Source organism: Streptomyces sp. NPDC017940, from assembly GCF_044328435.1.
GTDB lineage: Bacteria > Actinomycetota > Actinomycetes > Streptomycetales > Streptomycetaceae > Streptomyces.
In genome coordinates this window covers 323,677-342,824 of the sequence record NZ_JBIRHJ010000001.1, presented here as the reverse complement: position 1 = coordinate 342,824, position 19,148 = coordinate 323,677, and the positions used below count along the sequence as shown (strand labels likewise).

15 protein-coding genes are annotated in these 19,148 nt (G+C 73.7%); 6 read left to right on the top strand and 9 right to left on the bottom strand.

Annotation, left to right across the window (positions count from 1 at the left end):
* The first annotated feature begins 64 nt into the window (after nucleotides 1–64).
* Entirely contained in the window at nucleotides 65–1,822 is a 1,758-nt protein-coding gene (locus ACH4DX_RS01450; protein WP_398153581.1) for a hypothetical protein, read from the top strand.
* A gap of 255 nt (nucleotides 1,823–2,077) precedes the next feature.
* On the opposite strand, the gene ACH4DX_RS01445 is transcribed toward ACH4DX_RS01450, so the two are convergent.
* From ACH4DX_RS01445 to ACH4DX_RS01435, 3 genes are all read right to left on the bottom strand, one after another.
* Nucleotides 2,078–2,260 (bottom strand): hypothetical protein, encoded by a 183-nt coding sequence (locus ACH4DX_RS01445; protein ID WP_398153580.1) that lies wholly within the window; start codon nucleotides 2,258–2,260, stop codon nucleotides 2,078–2,080.
* 279 nt (nucleotides 2,261–2,539) lie between these two features.
* Entirely contained in the window at nucleotides 2,540–3,472 is a 933-nt protein-coding gene (locus ACH4DX_RS01440) for an ABC transporter permease (RefSeq protein ID WP_398153579.1), read from the bottom strand.
* The gene (locus ACH4DX_RS01435; RefSeq protein ID WP_398153578.1) at nucleotides 3,469–6,177 is read right to left on the bottom strand and encodes an alpha/beta fold hydrolase; all 2,709 of its coding nucleotides are present in this window, start codon (nucleotides 6,175–6,177) and stop codon (nucleotides 3,469–3,471) included. Before ACH4DX_RS01435 ends, ACH4DX_RS01440 begins: the two co-directional genes overlap by 4 nt.
* Nucleotides 6,178–6,347: 170 nt before the next feature.
* On the opposite strand from ACH4DX_RS01435, the gene ACH4DX_RS01430 reads away from it, so the two are divergent.
* Nucleotides 6,348–7,580, top strand: a complete 1,233-nt coding sequence (locus tag ACH4DX_RS01430; RefSeq protein ID WP_398153577.1) for a pyridoxal-phosphate dependent enzyme — start codon at nucleotides 6,348–6,350, stop codon at nucleotides 7,578–7,580.
* A gap of 259 nt (nucleotides 7,581–7,839) precedes the next feature.
* Here the strand turns inward: ACH4DX_RS01430 and ACH4DX_RS01425 are convergent, their stop codons facing one another.
* From ACH4DX_RS01425 to iolC, 6 genes are all read right to left on the bottom strand, one after another.
* Nucleotides 7,840–9,267 carry an APC family permease gene (locus ACH4DX_RS01425; protein WP_398153576.1) on the bottom strand — a complete coding sequence of 476 codons (1,428 nt, stop codon included), beginning with the start codon at nucleotides 9,265–9,267 and terminating at the stop codon, nucleotides 7,840–7,842.
* A gap of 321 nt (nucleotides 9,268–9,588) precedes the next feature.
* Nucleotides 9,589–11,127, bottom strand: a complete 1,539-nt coding sequence (mmsA, locus tag ACH4DX_RS01420) for a CoA-acylating methylmalonate-semialdehyde dehydrogenase (RefSeq protein ID WP_398118021.1) — start codon at nucleotides 11,125–11,127, stop codon at nucleotides 9,589–9,591.
* A 25-nt stretch (nucleotides 11,128–11,152) separates the two neighbouring features.
* On the bottom strand, nucleotides 11,153–13,069 hold the full coding sequence (iolD, locus tag ACH4DX_RS01415) for a 3D-(3,5/4)-trihydroxycyclohexane-1,2-dione acylhydrolase (decyclizing) (protein ID WP_398153575.1): 1,917 nt from the start codon (nucleotides 13,067–13,069) through the stop codon (nucleotides 11,153–11,155).
* Nucleotides 13,066–13,869 carry a 5-deoxy-glucuronate isomerase gene (gene iolB, locus ACH4DX_RS01410; protein WP_398153574.1) on the bottom strand — a complete coding sequence of 268 codons (804 nt, stop codon included), beginning with the start codon at nucleotides 13,867–13,869 and terminating at the stop codon, nucleotides 13,066–13,068. Before iolB ends, iolD begins: the two co-directional genes overlap by 4 nt.
* Nucleotides 13,870–13,927: 58 nt before the next feature.
* Entirely contained in the window at nucleotides 13,928–14,821 is an 894-nt protein-coding gene (locus ACH4DX_RS01405; RefSeq protein WP_398116730.1) for a deoxyribose-phosphate aldolase, read from the bottom strand.
* Nucleotides 14,822–14,939: 118 nt separating this feature from the next.
* The gene (gene iolC / locus ACH4DX_RS01400; RefSeq protein WP_398153573.1) at nucleotides 14,940–15,914 is read right to left on the bottom strand and encodes a 5-dehydro-2-deoxygluconokinase; all 975 of its coding nucleotides are present in this window, start codon (nucleotides 15,912–15,914) and stop codon (nucleotides 14,940–14,942) included.
* A 138-nt stretch (nucleotides 15,915–16,052) separates the two neighbouring features.
* Between iolC and ACH4DX_RS01395 the strand changes: the two genes are divergently transcribed.
* The 4 genes from ACH4DX_RS01395 (at nucleotide 16,053) to ACH4DX_RS01380 (ending at nucleotide 19,141) form a co-directional block, all read left to right on the top strand.
* Nucleotides 16,053–16,952, top strand: a complete 900-nt coding sequence (locus ACH4DX_RS01395) for a sugar phosphate isomerase/epimerase family protein (RefSeq protein ID WP_398153572.1) — start codon at nucleotides 16,053–16,055, stop codon at nucleotides 16,950–16,952.
* A gap of 145 nt (nucleotides 16,953–17,097) precedes the next feature.
* Nucleotides 17,098–18,162, top strand: a complete 1,065-nt coding sequence (locus tag ACH4DX_RS01390) for a helix-turn-helix domain-containing protein (protein ID WP_398116725.1) — start codon at nucleotides 17,098–17,100, stop codon at nucleotides 18,160–18,162.
* Nucleotides 18,163–18,544: 382 nt separating this feature from the next.
* Nucleotides 18,545–18,745, top strand: coding sequence for a helix-turn-helix transcriptional regulator (locus tag ACH4DX_RS01385; protein ID WP_398116723.1), 201 nt, complete (start codon nucleotides 18,545–18,547; stop codon nucleotides 18,743–18,745).
* Nucleotides 18,746–18,895: 150 nt separating this feature from the next.
* Nucleotides 18,896–19,141, top strand: a complete 246-nt coding sequence (locus ACH4DX_RS01380; protein WP_398116721.1) for a heavy-metal-associated domain-containing protein — start codon at nucleotides 18,896–18,898, stop codon at nucleotides 19,139–19,141.
* Nucleotides 19,142–19,148 lie beyond the last annotated feature (7 nt).

Sequence of the window (19,148 nt, the reverse complement as noted above, 5' to 3'; positions counted from 1 at the left end):
CCGCTCACGGCAGCCGCCCGGGGCGCCGTTCAAGCCGTCGCCGGCCTGCGCCGAAGTACGGTGCATGACATTTACGCGTACCCCCGTACGATCCGCCCGCCCCGGTGGCGCTTCCGCAGGGGCGGACGCCGTGGGCCCGGGCGGCCGGTTCGACGCCGCCCGGGCGCCCTTGCGGTGGGCGCTCTGCCTCGCGCCCGCGGTGCTGGTCCTCATCGCCGGGTACCAGCGGCGCTGGATGTCCGACGACGGGCACATCTACGTCCGCACGGTCCGGCAGATCCTCGCGGGCAACGGGCCGGTGTTCAACGCGGGCGAGCGCGCCGAGTCGTCCACCGGCACGCTGTGGCAGTGGCTGCTCGTGCTCGCCGGGCTGCCGGGGGCCGACATCGCCACCGCGGCTGTGTACGGGGGGCTGCTGCTCACCGCTGCCGGGTTCGCGCTCGCCGCGTGGGGGGCGGTACGCCTGCACGTCGGCGGGGGTGTTCCCGGCGCCGGTGGTGCCGTACCCCGTGACCGCCGCGTCCTGCTGCCGCTCGGCGCCCTGGTCCCCCTCGCCCTGCCGCCCGTCTGGGACTTCGCCACCTCCGGTCTGGAGACGGGGCTCGCCACCTGCTGGATCGGCGGTGCCTGGCTGCTGCTCGTCGCCCGCCCCCGCTCCCTCGGCACCGCCTTCGTCCTCGGCCTCGGGCCGCTCGTCCGCCCCGATCTGGCTCTGGTCTCCGCCGTCTTCCTGGGCGCGCAGTGGCTGAGCGCGCGCCCCTCGCGGCGCGCCGCGCTGGCGGGTGCGGGGGCTGCGGGCGCGCTGCCCGTCGCGTACGAGATCTTCCGCATGGGCTACTACGGGCATCTCATGCCGTTGCCCGGCGTCACCAAGGAGGCCTCGCAGAGCCTGTGGGCGCGTGGTTTCGACTACCTGGACGACTTCACCGGGCCCTATCTGCTGTGGCTGCCCGCCCTGTTCATCACCGCGGCCCTGTTGCCGTCCCGCCGCGGGTGGCTCTCCGTACCGCTCGCCCCGGCGCTCGCGCCCGTCGTCGCCGGAGTGCTCTGCTGGGTGTACGTCATCAAGGTCGGCGGGGACTTCATGCACGGGCGGATGTTCCTGCCGGGGCTCTTCCTGCTGCTCCTGCCGGTGTTCCTCGTGCCCGCCACGCGCGCGTGGGCGACGGCCGCGGTCGGGGTCGGCGTGTGGGCCGCGGTGTGCGCGGCCGGGCTGCGGATCGGGTACGAGGGGCTCATCGGGCCCGGTGGCATCGCCGACGAACGCGGTGTGTACGTCCGGCAGAACGCCGCCGCGCACCCCGTGCACCACGGTTTCGGTGGCTACCGGGAGAACGCGGCGTACGCGCGTGAGGTGCGCGCTGCCGGGCGCGAGGGGGTGCCCGTGCTGTTCCTCGCCCGTAACCGGGTGGGCGGTGAAGCGCCCTCGGTGACCGCCTATTACGCCACCCTCGGCCTCAACGGCACCGTCGTTCCCCTCGACGGCGCCGCCCTCGACCCGATCGGCCTCGCCTACCCGCTGGCCGCGCATTCGGAGCGCATCCCCGAACGCCGCGTCGGCCACGACAAGTGGCTGCCCGACGAGTGGATCTTCGCCGACCGGGGGGCGGGGGCCCTGCCGGCCGGGTTCCGCCCGGAACGGGTGGCCGCCGCGCGGCGCGCCCTGCGGTGCGGGGCGCTCGCCGAACTTCGCGCTGCGACGCGGGCGCCGCTTACGCCGGGGCGTTTTCTCGACAATGTCACCGGTGCGGTTGAGCGGACTTCGTTTCGCTTTCCCAATGATCCGGTGCGGGCGGAGCGCCGTTTGTGCGGCGCTCCGTGAGGGTTTGGGATTGCGCGCTCCGCGCGCGACGGGCCGCGGACGCGTCTGCCCGGTGTCTCGGCAGACGCGACTGCGGCTTGTTCCTGGGCTGAGCGCGCCGTTCCCCGCGCCCCTCACGGGCCCCACCAACGCCCCCCAAGGGGCGCGGGGAACTGCGCGACCAGCCACAACAAAACCGCAGACGCATCCGCCCGCTACCTCCGCAGACGCGACTGCCGCTTGTTCCTGGGCTGAGCGCGCCGTTCCCCGCGCCCCTCACGGGGCGCCCCCCAACTCGTTCGCTCGGCGGACGGCGTCCGCCAGGGCGCGTACGTCGTCGTCCCGGGTGGCGGAGGCCAGGTTCTCGGTCCAGCCCTGGAGCTGGGCCGGAGGCGGGGCCCCGGGCAGCAGTCCCGTACCGCGGAGCGCCCCCGCGAAGTAGGCCGCGGCGGCCGCCACCTGGAGGCCGGCCCCGGCCCCGGCCTCGGCCAGGGGACGGTCGAGGGCACCCGCGGCCGCGCCCGCCGACTAGTGGTCTCACCGGTGTTGGCGAGGGCGTCCGAGAGAAGCACGACACGGTTGGTCGCGCCCTCGCGCCCTCGCGCAGTCCCCGGGCCGCGGTGTCGTAGCCGGTGGCGATCGGGCGATCGGCCTCCCGCATCGCGGAAGAGTCGGAAGGCTCGGAAGGGTCGGAAGGGTCGGAAGGGTCTCAGGTTGGTCAGGGCGCCCCGAAGGCGGCTAGGACACCACGTCCTTGCGTGCGAACCCCCGGAACGCCAGAGCGAACAGCACCAGCGCGTACGTGACCGAGATCGCCGAGCCCTGGATCATGCCGCCCCACTCGGGTGTCGGCTGGAACACGTCCGCCCACGCGAACTGCCAGTGCGCGGGCAGGAAGTCGCGCCAGCTGCCGAGGGCCGTGACCGCGTCGAGGACGTTCCCCGCGATGGTCAGGCCGACGGCGCCGCCGACCGCTCCGAGCGGGGCGTCGGTCCTGGTCGAGAGCCAGAAGGCGAGGCCCGCGGTGACCAGCTGGGACACGAAGACGTACGCCACGACGACCGCGAGGCGCCGTGCCGCCGTGCCCGCGTCCAGGGTGCCGCCGGTGGGGATCTCCAGCGGTCCCCAGCCGTAGGCGGCGGCGCCGACCGCGAGCGCGACCAGTGGCAGGAGCACCATCGCGGCGGCGCTCAGACCGAGCGCCACGGCGAGCTTGGACCACAGCAGGCGGGCCCGGGGCACGGGTGCGGCGAGCAGATAGCGCAGGCTGGACCAGCCCGCCTCGGAGGCGACGGTGTCCCCGCAGAACAGGGCGACGGGGATCACGAGCAGGAAGCCGGCCGACACGAACAGGCAGGTCGCGGCGAAGTTCGCGCCCGACGCGGTGGCCGTGTCCATCAGCGTGACCTCGTCGCCGCGCCCGTCGGGCGAACCCGCCACGGCGAACGCGACGAGCAGCACGAACGGCAGCAGCGCGAGCACGCCGCCCATCACGAGTGTGCGCCGCCGCTTGAGCTGGCGGACCGCCTCGACGCGCAGGGGCAGGGTGCGCCCCGCGCGGTACCCGGGCGCGGTGGCCCGCTCGCCGGGCGCGCGCCCCGGACCCGAGGGGCCCGCGGCTGTCGCGTCCGGCGCGTGCGGCGCGCCCGGCGTGCTCTCGGTCGCCGTCATGCGGTGCCTCCGATCAGGGTCAGGAACGCGTCCTCCAGGCGGCGGTGCGGTCCGGCGGACTCGACCGGGACGTCCAGCCGGACCAGCTCGACGAGCAGCCGGGACGCCGCGGAACCGGCCTGGCCGGTGTCGGCTGCGGGAGCGAGCCGTACGAGCAGCCCGCCCTCGGCCCGTACCGCCGACGCGATGCCCGGCAGGGACGCCACCTTCGCCACCAGCGGGTCGGGGACGTCGGCGGCGAGGCCCACCAGGAGGGTGTCCCCGGAGCCGACGATCTCGTCGACGGGGCCCGCCTGCACGAGCCTGCCGCGGTCCATGACGACCAGGTGCGTGCAGGACTGCTCGACCTCCGACAGGAGGTGGCTGGAGACGATGACGGTGCGCCCGGCCGCGGCGTACCGGATCATCACGCCGCGCATCTCGCGGATCTGCGGCGGGTCGAGGCCGTTGGTCGGCTCGTCCAGGATGAGCAGGTCGGGCAGGCCGAGCATGGCCTGGGCGATGGCGAGGCGCTGGCGCATGCCCTGGGAGTACGTGCGCACCGCGCGGGAGAGCGCGTCGCCGAGGCCCGCGATCTCCAGTGCCTCGTCGAGGTGGGCGTCCCCGGGCGGTCGTCCCGTGGCCTTCCAGTACAGCTCCAGGTTCTCCCGCCCGGAGAGGTGCGGCAGGAATCCAGCGCCCTCGACGAACGCGCCGACCCGCGACAGGACGGGCGCGCCCGGGCGGATCGCGCGACCGAAGACGCGGATCTCACCGGCGTCCGGGGTGATGAGGCCCATCAGCATGCGCAGGGTCGTCGTCTTGCCCGCGCCATTGGGGCCGAGCAGGCCGAGCACCTGACCCTTCTCGACGCGGAACGACAGGTCGCGGACCGCGTACCTGTCGGTGGACTTCGCGTACCGCTTGCTCAGGTCGGTGATGTGCAGGGGCACTTCGGCGAGCTCCGGGTCGGGTGCGGGCGCCGTGGTCCGCCTGCGGCCGAGGACGAGCAGGGCCGCCGCGAGCGCGGCGCCGGTGAGCGGCAGCCACCACACCCAGGCGGGCAGCGGCGCGGCCGCGGTGTCCACGCCGGGGGCCGTCGGCACCTTCAGGCCGCTCTTCAAGGACACGGTGTACGCGGCGGGTTCGGCCGGTGAGGCGTAGCCGAGGTCGGTCGAGGCGAGCACCAGGCGCAGCCGGTGGCCCTTCTTCAGCTCGTGGTCGACGGCGGGCAGCCGGAGGTCGACGTCCGTGCCGTCCACGGCGCCGCCGACGCGCACCGGGGCGACGAGCTGTGCGGGCAGCACCTTCTGCTCGCCGTCGGGGCCGACGTCGTAGACCTTCCCGAACAGGACCGTGTCCTCGCTGTCGGACTTCACATGGGCCCGCACGGTCGGCGCGCCGGTGACGCGCAGGTCCTTGCGGACGGGCTTCGACTCGAACGCGGCGTGCTGGCCGGGGAGGTCCAGGGAGACGCCGATGCCGAGCGACGAGAGCCGGGAGAGGCCGCCGCCGCCCGCCGCGCCGCCGATGCCGGGCAGCCCGGACACGGCGGGCGGTGCGGCGCCCGCGGGGTTGTCGAAGGTCTGCGGCCTGCCGGTGAGCGGCACCTCGCGCACGCCGCTCGCGAGGCCCGGATAGCGGTCGCCGGTGGCGCCGCGCAGGGTGGCGGCGCCGTCCGTGGAGTCGATGCCGCCGGTGCGGGTGACGCGGAAGGCGGGGCCGGTGTCGACGCCCTTGTCGTCCTTCAGATAGCGGTCGAACCAGGTCCCGACGCGGTCCGCGACCCGGTCGGTCTCCATGTCGCCGCCGTCGTGTCCACCGGCGATCCAGTCCACCGAGACCGGGGCGTGGTTGCCGCGGATCCGCTGCGCCATGGCGTCGGCCTGGTCGAGGGTGAACAGCGAGTCCGTCTGGCCCTGCACGATCAGGGCGGGCACCTCGATGCGGTCGCCGACGGCGGCGGGGCTGCGTCCGGACAGGAGCTCGCGTGCCCTCGCGTCCGGCTTGCCCGCCACCGCGACCCGCTCGTACATCGCGCACAGCTGCTTCTCGAACCGGTCGCAGCCGCCGCCCGCGCTGAGGAACATGCCGGCCCACTGCTTCTTGAACACGCCGTGCGGGAACAGCGCGTCCGCCAGGTCCCAGTACGTGATCAGTGGGGCGACGGCGTCGACCCGCCGGTCGTACCCGGCGGCGAGCAGGGAGACCGCGCCGCCGTAGCTGGCGCCGGTGAGGCCCACGCGCGGGTCGCCCGCCTTGTCGAGCCGCACCTCGGGGCGCTCGGCCAGCCAGTCGATGAGTCTGCGGACGTCGGCGACCTCGCCCTTCGGGTCGTTCAGGCCGATCCGGCCGGTCGACGCGCCGAAGCCGCGCGCGGACCAGGTCAGGACCGCGTACCCGGCGCGGGCCAGCTTCTCCGCCTGCTCGCGCACATCGTTCTTGCTGCCGCCGAAGCCGTGCCCGATGAGGACGGCGGGACGCCGCTCACCGGGGTCGCCCGCCGTGAAGTACGACGTGTCGATCCGGACCTCGCGGCCTTCGGAGGACGTGCCCATGTCGAGCCGCTGGTCCGAGCGGCGCACGCCCGGCGCGTCGTCGGACGCGAGCGCCGTCCACGTGCCCGCGCCGGCGAGCACCACGACCGCGGCCGCGGCGGCGAGCAGCCTGCGCGGTCCGCGCAGCGCGGTCTTCCAGGCTCCGGTCCTGGGCCGTCGTAGATCCATGGCGTCCACGGTACGGGGGGCCACCGACAAGCAATGCCCCCGCCGGTCGGAACCCGGCCGCCTCCCGGGGAAGTACGCGGCACGGCCCGCGTACCACCGCTGCGGTAGGCCCCGCCGCGCACCGTCCCACCGCGCCGGCCAACTGTCAGGGGCACCTACCCTCTTGACCCATGACGCCTTCGCCCGCGACCCCCACCGCATCGCTGGCCACCGGCCAGCGCTCGCTCGCCGATCCCGCCGTACGCTTCCCGCTGTGGCCGCCCCTCACCGAGGGCTGCCCGGTCACGAGCACGGACTGTGTCGCGTACCCGGTCGAGGTCGACTACGCCTACGACGAGCTGCCCGCCGACTTCTTCGCGACCGCCGCGTCCCGGCCGCGCGGGCACGAGCGGTGGGCGCCCCTCCTTCCGCCCCTGCACGCCCCCGGGCTCGCGGAGGGCGGCACTCCGCTCCTGCCCCTCGACGACGGGGTGTGGGTCAAGGACGAGTCCCGCAATCCCACGTGGAGCCACAAGGACCGCCTCAACCGCGTCACCGTGAGCGCGGCGGTCGGCGCGGGCGCGACGGGCGTCGTCGTCGCCTCGTCCGGCAACCACGGCGCGTCGGCGGCGGCGTACGCGGCGCGGGCGGGACTGCGGTGCGCCGTCGTCACCTCCGTGGACGTGCCGCCCGCCGTGGACGCGTTCCTGCGCGCCTACGGGGCCACCGTGCTGCCCGTGCCCACCCGGGCGCGATGGCCGCTCCTTCGCCGCGTCGTCGAGCGCGCCGGGTACCACCCCGTCAGCAACCTCACGCCCGCCGCGCACACCGGCCACGGGTTCGGCCCCGAGGGCTACAAGACCATCGCCTACGAGATCTTCGCGGAGCTGGGGGTCGCCCCGCGCGCGGTATTCGTGCCCACCGGCTACGGAGAGATGCTGTTCGGCGTGTGGAAGGGCTTCGCCGAGCTCGCCCGGTACGGCCTCGTGGACCGGGTGCCCCGCATGTACGCCTGCGAGCCCGCCGCCGGGGGCCCACTCGCCGCGGCCGTGCGCGCCGGGGTGCCCGCCGCGCACGTCTCCCCCGGGGCCACGGCCGCGTACGCCATCGACTGTGCCGTCGGTGGGTACCGCGGGGTGGTCGCGGTGCGGGAGAGCGGGGGGTCCGCGCTGCTCGTCTCCGACGAGGAGATGGTGGCTGCTCGGGACGAGCTTGCTCGGGGTGGGGTGTGGGCCGAGCTTTCCGCTGCCGCGGGGGTTGCGGGGGTGCGGCAGGTGGCCGGGGGCGGGCGGGGGGTCGGGGGGCCCGTGGTCTGTATCTCCACTTCCAGTGGGTTCAAGGACCGGGATCTGCTGGACTCCGGGGCGTCCGCGGCGGTGGACCCGGAGGACTGGGCGGGGGTGGAGCGGCGGCTGCGGGGGTGAGGCCGTCGCGGGGCGCCCCAGACCCGCCCCTTCTCCGATCCTGGGGCTCCGCCCCAGACCCCGTATCGGCCTTCGGCCTCGTCCTCAATCGCCGGACGGGCTCAGATGGTCGCCGGTGCGGCAGCGTCTTCCGGTGCGGCGAAGATTTTCAGCCCGTCCGGCGATTGAGGACGAGGCGCGGAGCGCCGATAAGCGGGGGTCCAGGGGGCGCAGCGCCCCTGGTTTCGGGAAGGGGCGGGACCGGGGCGCCCCGCTACGGCTACTCCCCCGGCACGCTCACCAGCCACCGGCTGTCCCTGCGCGGCCGCAGGTAGAACGCCCAGTACAGGGTCGCGAGGGCCACGATGCCCCCGGTCCACAGGAGGTACTCGCCCTCCTGCTCGCTCAGTACGTAGGCGAGGACCGCGACGAGCAGCACCGGCACCCCGGGCCACCACGGCATCCGCCAGGCGGGCGCGGCCCGGCGGGACCCCCGTCGGGCGAGCAGCGCGGCGACGGCGACCAGCAGGTACATCCCGGTCACGGACACTCCGGTCACCCCGTACAGGGTGTCGAGGTCGACGAAGCAGAGGACGGCGCCGGGCAGGCCCACCAGGAGGGTGGCGACCCAGGGGGAGCCGAAGCGGCCGAGGCGGGACAGGACGGTGTTCGCGGGCCCGGGCCAGGCCTTGTCGCGGGCGGAGGCGAACAGGACCCGGGAGTTCTGGATGACCATGACGATGCCGGCGTTGACGATGGCGAGGGCCACGCACAGGCTGATGAAGGTGCCGACCCCGGAGCTGGACCAGGCGGCGACCATCCCGCCGATGTCCCCGCTGGTGAGCGCCGCCAGGTCCGGCGCGCCCATGGTGATCGCGGCGACCGGCACCAGCAGGACGACCGCGGAGATGCCGAGGGTGAGGAGCACGGTGCGGGCGACGTTGCGCCGCGGGTTCTCCATCTCCTCGGAGAGGTAGACGGCCGTGGAGAAGCCCTGGGTGACGAAGAGCGCGACGGCGAGCCCGGAGACGATCAGCATGGCGGTGACGGCCTCGGTGCCGCCGCCGGAACCGGAACCGGCCGCGGGTCCTGAGGCCACCGTCAGGTCGACGAGGCTGCCCGCACCGCGCTCGGCGTGCGCGAACCCGAGCACCGCGACCACACCCGCGGCGACGACTTCGAGCACCAGGAAGATGCCGGTGATCCAGGCGTTGGCGCGCAGGTCGAGCAGGCCCGCGAGGGTGGCGAGGAGCATCACGCCGGCGCCCGCGAAGGACGGGTCGAGGTGGACGAGGGGCGCCAGGTAGTCGGCGGTGCCCATGGCGATCACGGGCGGCACGATCATCACGACGAGCAGGGAGAGGACGAAGACGAGCCAGCCCGCGAGCCTGCCCGCCATGGTCGACACCATGGCGTACTCGCCGCCCGCGCTGGGGATCAGGGTGCCGAGCTCGCAGTAGCAGAACGCGACGCCCACGCACAGCAGCGCGCCGATGGCGATGGTGAGGGCGGTGGCGGTGCCGAGCGAGGAGAACAGGTCGGGGACGACGACGAAGAGGGTGGACGCGGGGGTCACGCAGGACAGCGTGAGCAGGGTGCCGCCGACGACGCCGATGGACCGCTTCAGCTGCCGCGGCGCCCCGTCCGGCGCCTGATCCGCCTCCGGGGCGAGGGGCGCGGACGGAGGCGAGTGCAGCGTTTCGGTCATACGGCGGATCCGATCGGCTCGTACCAAAGGGGGACGCGGAGCCGCCAGGAAACCCCGGCGTCAACAAGACGTCAATGGCCGGTTACCTACGGAATCCGCAGCCCCGCAAGCAGCCAACTCGCCATCGAATCCCAGCCCTTCACGGCTATAGGCGAATTTCACCTGATCGATTCCATGCATGACCTTGGATGGCAAGGTTGAACACGCATGCAGCCTGCGGTACCCGATTCATCCCCTCTGCACGAGAACCGCAGCGCGGACCCCGAAAAAGAAACGAAGCCGTCCGGAATCCGGACGGCTTCGTGCCTTGCTGCGCGGTGCTCAGTGGTTGCGCGGGAACCCCAGGTCCACGCCCGCGGGCGCGTCGGAGGGGTCGGGCCAGCGGGTGGTGACGACCTTGCCGCGGGTGTAGAAGTGGATGCCGTCGTTGCCGTAGATGTGGTGGTCGCCGAAGAGCGAGTCCTTCCAGCCACCGAAGGAGTGGTAGCCGACGGGGACCGGGATCGGGACGTTCACGCCGACCATGCCCGCCTCGACCTCCAGCTGGAAGCGCCGGGCCGCGCCGCCGTCGCGGGTGAAGATCGCCGTGCCGTTGCCGAACGGCGAGGAGTTGATGAGGGCGAGGCCCTCCTCGTAGGTGTCGACGCGCAGCACGCACAGGACGGGGCCGAAGATCTCGTCCTTGTAGGCGTCGGCCGTCACCGGCACCCGGTCGAGCAGGGAGAGGCCGATCCAGTGGCCGTCAGCGCACTCGGGGTGGTCCTCGACGGTGTACCCGGTGCCGTCGAGGACGACCTCGCTGCCCTGGGCCGCCGCGCCCGCCACGTACGACGCCACCTTGTCGCGGTGGGCGGCCGTGATGAGCGGGCCCATCTCGGAGGACGGGTCGTCGCCGGGACCGATCTTGATCTTCTCGGCGCGTTCCTTGATCTTGGCGACCAGTTCGTCGCCCACCGCTCCCACCGCCACGACCGCCGAGATCGCCATGCAGCGCTCGCCCGCCGAGCCGTAGGCGGCCGAGACCGCGGCGTCGGCCGCCGCGTCCAGGTCGGCGTCGGGCAGGACCAGCATGTGGTTCTTGGCGCCGCCGAGCGCCTGTACGCGCTTGCCGTTGGCGGCGGCCGTGGTGTGGATGTGACGGGCGATCGGGGTGGATCCGACGAAGGACACGGCGGCCACGTCCGGGTGGGCGAGGAGGCGGTCCACGGCGACCTTGTCGCCGTGCACGACGTTGAAGACACCGTCCGGCAGACCGGCCTCGGCGAGCAGTTCCGCGACGCGCATCGACGCCGAGGGGTCCTTCTCGCTCGGCTTCAGGACGAAGGTGTTGCCGCACGCGATGGCGAGCGGGAACATCCACATGGGCACCATGGCGGGGAAGTTGAAGGGCGTGATGCCCGCGACGACGCCGAGCGGCTGGCGGATCGAGGAGACGTCCACGCGGCTGGCGACCTGCGTGGACAGCTCTCCCTTGAGCTGCACGTTGATGCCGCACGCCAGGTCGACGACCTCCAGGCCGCGGGCGACCTCGCCGAGGGCGTCGGAGTGCACCTTGCCGTGCTCGGCGGTGATCAGCGCGGCGATCTCGTCGCGGTGCGCGTCGAGCAGCGCCCGGAACCGGAACAGGATCGACGTGCGCTGGGCGAGCGAGGACTGGCCCCAGGTCGTGAACGCGGCCTTCGCGGCGGCCACGGCGGCGTCCACCTCGGCCGCGGACGCGAAGGCCACCCGGGTCGTCACGGCACCGGTGGCCGGGTCGGTGACGGGGCCGAACGTACCGGACGCGCCCTCGACACCCTTGCCGCCGATCCAGTGGCCGACGGTCTTGGTCGTGCTCGTCGTGCTCGTCGTGCTGGTCATGCTCGTCATGCCGAGTAGTCCCCTTTCACAGATGGCGGCGCCGGGCTGAGACGTGCCGGTCGTACTCCTCGCGTGCCGCGACCGCCGCCGTACGCGTCGCGGTCTCGGCCACGGGCACATCCCACCACGCCTGCGCCGGGGGCGGGCCCGACACTGTGTCTGCGGTTTCCGTCTCCACGTAGACACATGTGGGGCCGTCCGCTTCGCGCGCTTCGCGCAGCGCGGCGCGCAGCTCACGGACGGTCTTCGCGCGGGTCACCGGCAGTCCGAGGGAGGCCGCGTTGGCGGCGAGATCGACCGGCAGCGGGGTTCCGGTATACCCCCCGTCGGGGGCCCGGTGGCGGTAGGCGGTGCCGAAGCGCTCGCCGCCCACGGACTCCGACAGGCCCCCGATGGAGGCGTAGCCGTGGTTCTGGAGGATCACGACCTTGACGGGGATGTCCTCCTGCACGGCCGTGACGATCTCGGTGGGCATCATCAGATACGTGCCGTCGCCGACCAGGGCCCACACGGGCCGCTCGGGCGCGGCCAGGGACACCCCGATCGCGGCCGGGATCTCGTAGCCCATGCAGGAGTACCCGTACTCCACGTGGTACTGCTGCGGCGAGCGGGCCCGCCACAGCTTGTGCAGGTCGCCGGGGAGCGATCCGGCCGCGTTGACGAGGACGTCCGCGTCGGTGACGATCTCGTCGAGCAGGCCGAGCACCTGTGCCTGGGTCGGCCGTGCGTCCGGTTCGCCCGCTTCGTACGCGGCGTCGACCCGGTGCTCCCAGCGCTCCTTTCCGTCTCCGTACCCGGCCGCGTACGCGGTGTCGACGCGGTGGCCGGCCAGGGCCTCCCGCAGCCCGTCGAGCGCGGCGCGCGCGTCGGCGACGACGGTGGCGCCCGCCATCTTGTGCGCGTCGAACGCGGCGACGTTGATGTTGACGAAGCGCACCCCGGGCGCGGCGAAGAGGGTGCCGGACGCCGTGGTGAAGTCGGTGTAGCGGGTGCCGACGCCGATCACCAGGTCGGCGGTGCGGGCCAGTTCGTCGGCGGTCGAGGTGCCGGTGTGGCCGATGCCGCCGACGTCGGCGGGGTGGTCGTGGCGCAGGGAGCCCTTGCCCGCCTGGGTGGCGGCGACGGGGATGCCGGTGGCGTCGGCGAAGGCGGCGAGTGCCTGCTCGGCGGCGCTGTGGTGGACGCCGCCGCCCGCGACGACCAGGGGCCGGCCGGCGGCGCGCACCAGGCGTGCGGCGGCGGCGAGTTCGGCGGGGTCGGGGGCCTGGCGGCGCACGGTCCACACCCGCTCGGCGAAGAACTCCCGCGGCCAGTCGAAGCCTTCCGCCTGCACGTCCTGCGGCAGGGCGAGGGTCACCGCGCCCGTGTCGACGGGGTCGGTGAGCACCCGCATCGCCTGGAGCGCGGCCGGGATCAGCGCCTCGGGGCGGGTGATCCGGTCGAAGTACTTCGAGACGGGCCGCAGACAGTCGTTCACGGACACGTCGCCCGCGTACGGCACTTCGAGCTGCTGGAGCACCGGGTCGGCGGGACGGGTCGCGAAGGTGTCGCCGGGCAGGAGCAGGACCGGCAGGTGGTTGACGGTGGCGAGGGCCGCGCCGGTGACGAGGTTGGTGGCGCCGGGGCCGATGGACGTGGTCACGGCGTGGGTGGAGAGGCGGCCGCACTGGCGCGCGTACCCGACCGCCGCGTGCACCATGGCCTGTTCGTTGCGGCCCTGGTGGAAGGGCATCGTCTCGCCGTACTCGACGAGGGCCTGGCCGATGCCCGCCACGTTGCCGTGTCCGAAGATGCCCCAGGTGGCGTCGACGAGACGGCGCCGCTCGCCGTCCCGTTCGGTGTACTGCGCGGTCAGGAAGCGCACCAGGGCCTGGGCCGTGGTGAGCCGTACCGTGCCGGGCGCGCCGGCCGCGCCCCCCGTGCCGGTGTGGGTGCCGCTCATCGGTAGCCCTCCGTGTGGTCGGGGTGGAAGCAGATCTTCCACTCCCGTTCGTCCCCTGGTCCCGCCATCACGTTCAGGTAGTACATGGTGTGCCCCGGCTGGGCGACGGACGGGCCGTGCCAGCCGTCGGGCACGAGCACCGCGTCGCCGGAGCGCACCTCGGCGAGCGTGTCGGTGCCGCCCGCGCGCGAGGGGGAGACCCGCTGGTAGCCGAAGCCGTGCTCGCCCTCGATCTCGAAGTAGTAGATCTCCTCGAGGACCGACTCGACGCCGGGCCGGTGCTCGTCGTGCTTGTGCGGCGGGTACGAGGACCAGTTGCCGCCGGGTGTGACCACTTCGACGGCGATCAGGCGGTCGCAGTCGAAGGCGTCCGCCGCAGCGAAGTTGCGGACCTGCCGGGCGCAGCCGCCGCTGCCGCGCTCCTCGACGGGGACCTCCGGCGCGGGGCCGTAGCGGGCGGGGAGTCGGCGCTCGCACTTCGCTCCTGCCAGGGCGAAGCGGCCTCCCACGCCGGAGGCGATCTGGATGTGGGCGTCGCGGGGCACGTAAGCGAAGTCGGTGACTCCGCCGAACACGCTCTCGCGGCCCAGGAGTTCGATGATCTCGCCCTCCGCGTGCACCGTACAGCCGCCGGTGAGCGGGAGCACGATCCATTCGCTCTCTCCTGTGGCGAAGGAGTGCGTGCCGCCCGCCGGGATCTCCACGACGCGCAGCCCCGCGTACGTCCAGGCTGCGCTCTTCGGGTCGATGGCGACGGCGTAGGTGCCGTCGGCCGCGCTCCCTCTGGGTACGTACGTCATGCGGGCTCCTCCTGATCGCGTGGTGCACGGCGGGTACGACACGGTGCGTACGTCACGGCTACAGCAGGCCGGCGGCGGTGTCGACGGCGCCCGCGACGTCGCCGTCCGGCGGGTACAGCAGCGTCCGCCCCGCGACCAGGCCCTGCACGGTGGGCAGTCGCAGGGCCTCGCGCCACTTCTCGTACGCGGTGTCGGTGTCGCCGGGGTTCCCCGCGACGTCGCCCCCGAGGAGGACGGCGGGCAGCGTCGATGTCTCCATGACGCGCGCCATGTCGTCGGGGTTCTCGGTGACGGGGACCTTCAGCCAGGTGTACGCGGAGGTGCCGCCGAGCCCGGAGGCGATGGCGATGGAGCGGGTGACGGCGTCGGCGCCCAGGTCGTTGCGCAGCGCCCCGTCCGCGGTCCTGCGGCACAGGAACGGTTCGACGAACACCGGCAGCCTGCGGGCCGCCATGTCGTCGACGGCCCTTGCGGTGGCCTCCAGGGTCGTCAGGGAGCCCGGGTCGTCGTAGTCGACGCGCAGCAGCAGCTTGCCCGCGTCGAAGCCGAGCCGCTGGATGTCCTCGGGCCGGTGCCCCGTGAACCGGTCGTCCAGTTCGAAGGCGGCGCCCGCGAGTCCGCCCCGGTTCATGGACCCCATGACCACCCTGTCGTCGAGGGCCCCGAGCAGCAGCAGGTCGTCGAGGATGTCGGCGGTGGCGAGGACGCCGTCCACGCCGGGGCGCGCGAGGGCCTCGCAGAGGCGTGCCAGGAGGTCCGCGCGGTCGGCCATGGCCAACGGGTCGCCGCCCACGCCCAGGGCGCCGCGGGCCGGGTGGTCCGCGGCGACGATCAGCAGCCGTCCCGAGGGGCCGACGAGGTCCCGCCGCTTGCGGCGCGCGGCAGCCTCGGCGACGGCTTCCGGGTGCCGCACCCGGGTGCGTACGATCTCGCCGACATCGACGGGGGTCACGCCGTGGCCTCCGTACGTCCGCTGCCCGCGCGCCGGACGAACAGTGCCCGGAACCGTGGGCTGTGCCTGACCTTCCCCGAACTCTCGACTCCGCTCGGGCAGGGGGGACCCCAGTCGCTCACAGCACCGCCCCCGCCGCCAGCGCGGACTCCACCTCGGTGGGGTACGGCATCGCGGACGAGCACTCCAGGCGGGAGGCGACGATCGCCCCCGCCGCGTTCGCGTACCGGATCACCCGCTCCAGCTCCCATCCGGCGAGCAGCCCGTGGCACAGCGCCCCGCCGAACGCGTCCCCGGCCCCGAGCCCGTTCAGGACGGTCACGGGCAGCGGCGGCACCTCGGCGGACTCGCCCGCGCGGTTCATGGCGAGCACCCCCTTCGGCCCCTGCTTGACCACGGCGAGCTCGACCCCCGCGTCGAGGAGCAGGTGCGCCGCCTCCCGCGGCTCGCGCACCCCGGTGGCGATCTCCACCTCGTCCACGTTGCCCACGGCCACGTTCGCGTGCCGCAGCGCCGCCGCGTAGTGCGGCCGCGCCTCGTCGGGCTCGGCCCAGAACATCGGGCGCCAGTCGAGGTCGAAGACGGTGATGCCGCCCGTGCGGGCGCCGAGTGCCGCGATCGTCGCCGTCCGGCTCGGCTCCGCGCACAGGCCGGTCCCCGTCATCCAGAAGATCCGGGCCTCGGCGAGGGCGTCGAGGTCGAGGTCGGCCGCCACGATCTCCAGGTCGGGTGCCTTCGGCTGCCGGTAGAAGTACAGCGGGAAGTCGTCGGGCGGGAACACCTCGCAGAACGTCACGGGCGTCGGAAGACCGGCGACCGGGGCGACCCACCGGTCGTCGACCCCGAAGTCCCGGAGCTGCTCGCGCAGATACGTGCCGAAGGGGTCTTGTCCCGTCCGCGTGACAACGCCCACGCGCCGCCCGAGCCGCGCCGCCGCGACCGCCACGTTCGCGGCCGAGCCGCCGAGGAACTTCCCGAACGTCGTGACCTGCGAGAGCGGCACCCCGGTCTGTAGAGGGTAGAGGTCCACCCCGATCCGGCCCATCGTGATGACGTCGTACGGATCGGTGTACGGATCGGTCACCCTGCACATCCCTTCCTGGAGGCAGCATGGAGGCAGCCTGTCGCCACCCCCAGGTCTAATCCCGCGCCGGGAACCCTGTCAACATTTTGTCCTGACATTCGGACTACTCCTTGACACTGTTCTCGGCGGACGGCGACGCTTTCGGACATGACGACGCTGTCCCGCATCCGGATCGGTTCGGCCCCCGACTCGTGGGGCGTGTGGTTCCCCGACGACCCCCGACAGGTCCCCTGGAGCCGCTTCCTCGACGAGGTCGCCGCGTCCGGGTACGAGTGGATCGAGCTGGGACCGTACGGCTATCTGCCGACCGACCCCGCACGACTCGCCGAGGAGACGGGCCGCCGCGGCCTGAAGGTCTCCGCGGGCACGGTCTTCACGGGCCTGCACCACGGCCCCGCCGTCTGGGACAGGACCTGGGAGCACGTGTCGGCCATCGCCGCGCTCACCCGGGCGACGGGCGCGCGGCACCTCGTCGTGATCCCGTCCTTCTGGCGCGACGACAAGACCGGCGAGGTCATCGAGGACGCCGCGCTCACCGCCGAGCAGTGGCGCCACCTCGCCACCCAGACCGAGCGCCTGGGCCGCGAGGTGCGCGAGCGGTACGGCCTGACCGTCGTCGTCCACCCGCACGCCGACACCCACATCGACACCGAGGAGAACGTCGCCCGCTTTCTCGACGCGACGGACCCCGGCCTGGTCTCGCTCTGCCTCGACACCGGCCACTACGCCTACTGCGGCGGCGACAGCGTCAAGCTCATCGAGACCTACGGCGAGCGCGTCGGCTATCTCCACCTCAAGCAGGTCGACCCGGCCGTGCTCGCCGAGGTCCGCGCGCAGGACCTGCCGTTCGGGCCCGCCGTCGCGCGCGGCGTGATGTGCGAGCCGCCGGCCGGGGTGCCCGCCCTCGAACCGGTGCTGCGGGCGGCGCAGCGGCTGGGCGTGGACCTGTTCGCCATCGTCGAGCAGGACATGTACCCGTGCGACCCCGACAAGCCCCTGCCCATCGCCCGCCGCACCCGGTCGTACCTGCGCTCCTGCGGGACCTAGCCGGGTGCGCCCCGCAAGGGGCGCGGGGAACTGCGCGACCAGCCCCCACCGGCCCGCGGGATGAACACCGCCCATCCCGCGGAGCGATGCGGCACGCTGATCGTACGGCGACGCCACGCCGTGCCGACGACGAGCGGGAGGCTGCGTGGACGCGGACCGCCGGCACGAGGGACGTACGCGCACCGCGGTGCGCTCCCTGCACGGCCCCGACGGGCGCTGGGAGGTCGCGTTCGCCCGCCCCGACCCACGGCTGCGGCCAGGGGTGATCAGCTACCGCGGCTTCCGGCTCGACCTCGGCGCGCCCCGGCGCAGGCTGGAGGTCCCCATCGGCGCGGTGACGCTCATGCTCGGCTTCGGCCACGAGCTGCGCATCCGGGGCCTCGCGGACTCCGGGCGCCCACCGGTGTCGCTGGTCTCGGTGGTCTCCGGGCTCACCACGCGGCCGGTGCTCGGTGAGCACGACGGGCGGCTCGCGGGCATCGAGGTGCTGCTCACCCCTTGGGCCTCCTTCACCCTCCTCGGCACCGAGCAGCACGAACTGGCCGGGCGCGCCCTGGACCCGGACGCGCTCGGCAACAGGCGCTGCCACGGCTCCTGGGACCGCGTCGGCGACCTCGCGGCGGCCCTCGGCGCGCTCCCCCGCTGGTCCGACAGGTTCGGGCTGCTCGACGACGTCCTGATCCGCTGGGCGGGGTCCGGGCCGCCGAGTTCGCGGCGGACCGTGCGGGCCTGGGACGAGCTGGTGCGCACCCGCGGCAGCGCGCCGGTGACCAGGATCGCGGACGAGGTCGGCTGGAGCGTGCGGCAGCTGGAGAACCGCTTCCGGGAGCAGATCGGCATCGGCCCGAAGGCCGCAGGCCGGGTCCTGCGCCTGCAACACGCCCGCAGACTCCTCGCCGCCGGACGCGGCCAGGCGGAGACCGCGGCTCTCTGCGGCTTCTACGACCAGGCACACCTCAGCGGCGAGTTCAAGGCGATGACGGGCTGCACACCGCGCCAGTTCGCGCGGGCGAGCGGGGCCGTGCTGCCCGCGCACAGCGGGCCGCCGTCGGCCGCGCGGCTCGCCGGCGAACAGACGAGCCTGGTGCTCGCGTCCCCGGGCACCCCGGGCACCACCGGCACCCCGGGCACCCCGGGCACCCCGGAGCGGAGCGCACCCGGCGCCACCGGCCGGAGCGCGGGATTCTCCAAGACCGCGCCCGAACACTGAGGGCACCCTGACGCCTCCGGGCCACCGTCGAGGGAGCCCCCGCGTCTCGGGTCGGCGGGCTCCGGGGAGGGTGCGGGAACCCGGGGGCCGGGTCCGGCACAGCGGGCCCGGCCCTTCGCCCTCTTACCACCTCACGTCGCCGCGCGCCGCGGACGCGCCCGATCTTCACTCCTCGGTCCGGCGTCACTTCTGTCACGAAGACCGCCGTCATGTCACACATGTCCCGCCTCTGCGGATCTTGCGTCACAGCCGGTCCACAGTCACTCCTTCGTGGTCACTCTGCGTCGTTGACGGGGCACAGGTTGAGTGATCGCCAGTGCTGCCCCCAGCTCCCCCGTCGGCCGTTCCGGCCGCCTCTGGGCGCACGCAGTGAGGAGCCCCCATGACCGACCGAAGGCTGTGGTCGTACAAGGACATCGCGGCGCACATCCGGGTCCAGCCCGACACCGTGCGCTCCTACCGCAAGCACGGACTGCTGCCCGAACCCGACCTCGTCGAGAGCGGCAAGCCCTACTGGTACGCCGACACCATCCGCGCCTGGGTCGCCTCCCGCCCCGGCAACCGCATGCGCCGCAGCGATTGAGCGGGGCCGGTCCGGAGGATGGTCCACACCTCCTTGGAAAATACCCCCTAGGGGTATAGTGTGAAGCACAACGGGGTTCCCTGGAGCTACCGGAGCCCCGCAGGCACGCCGACGTCCATCGCGTCCACACCACCCCTGGAGGAGAACGACATGACCGCCAACGCCCAGACCTCGCAGCCCGGCTCCGTCACCACGGTGTTCGCGGTGACGGGAATGACGTGCGGCCACTGCGAGGGCGCCGTGGCCGGCGAGATCTCGGACCTCGGCGGCGTCAGCTCGGTCGAGGCCGAGGCCGCCACGGGCAAGGTGACCGTGGTGTCGGACGCCCCCCTCGACGAGGAGGCGGTCCGCGCCGCCGTCGACGAGGCCGGCTACGAGCTGGTCGGCAAGGCCTGACGCCCCG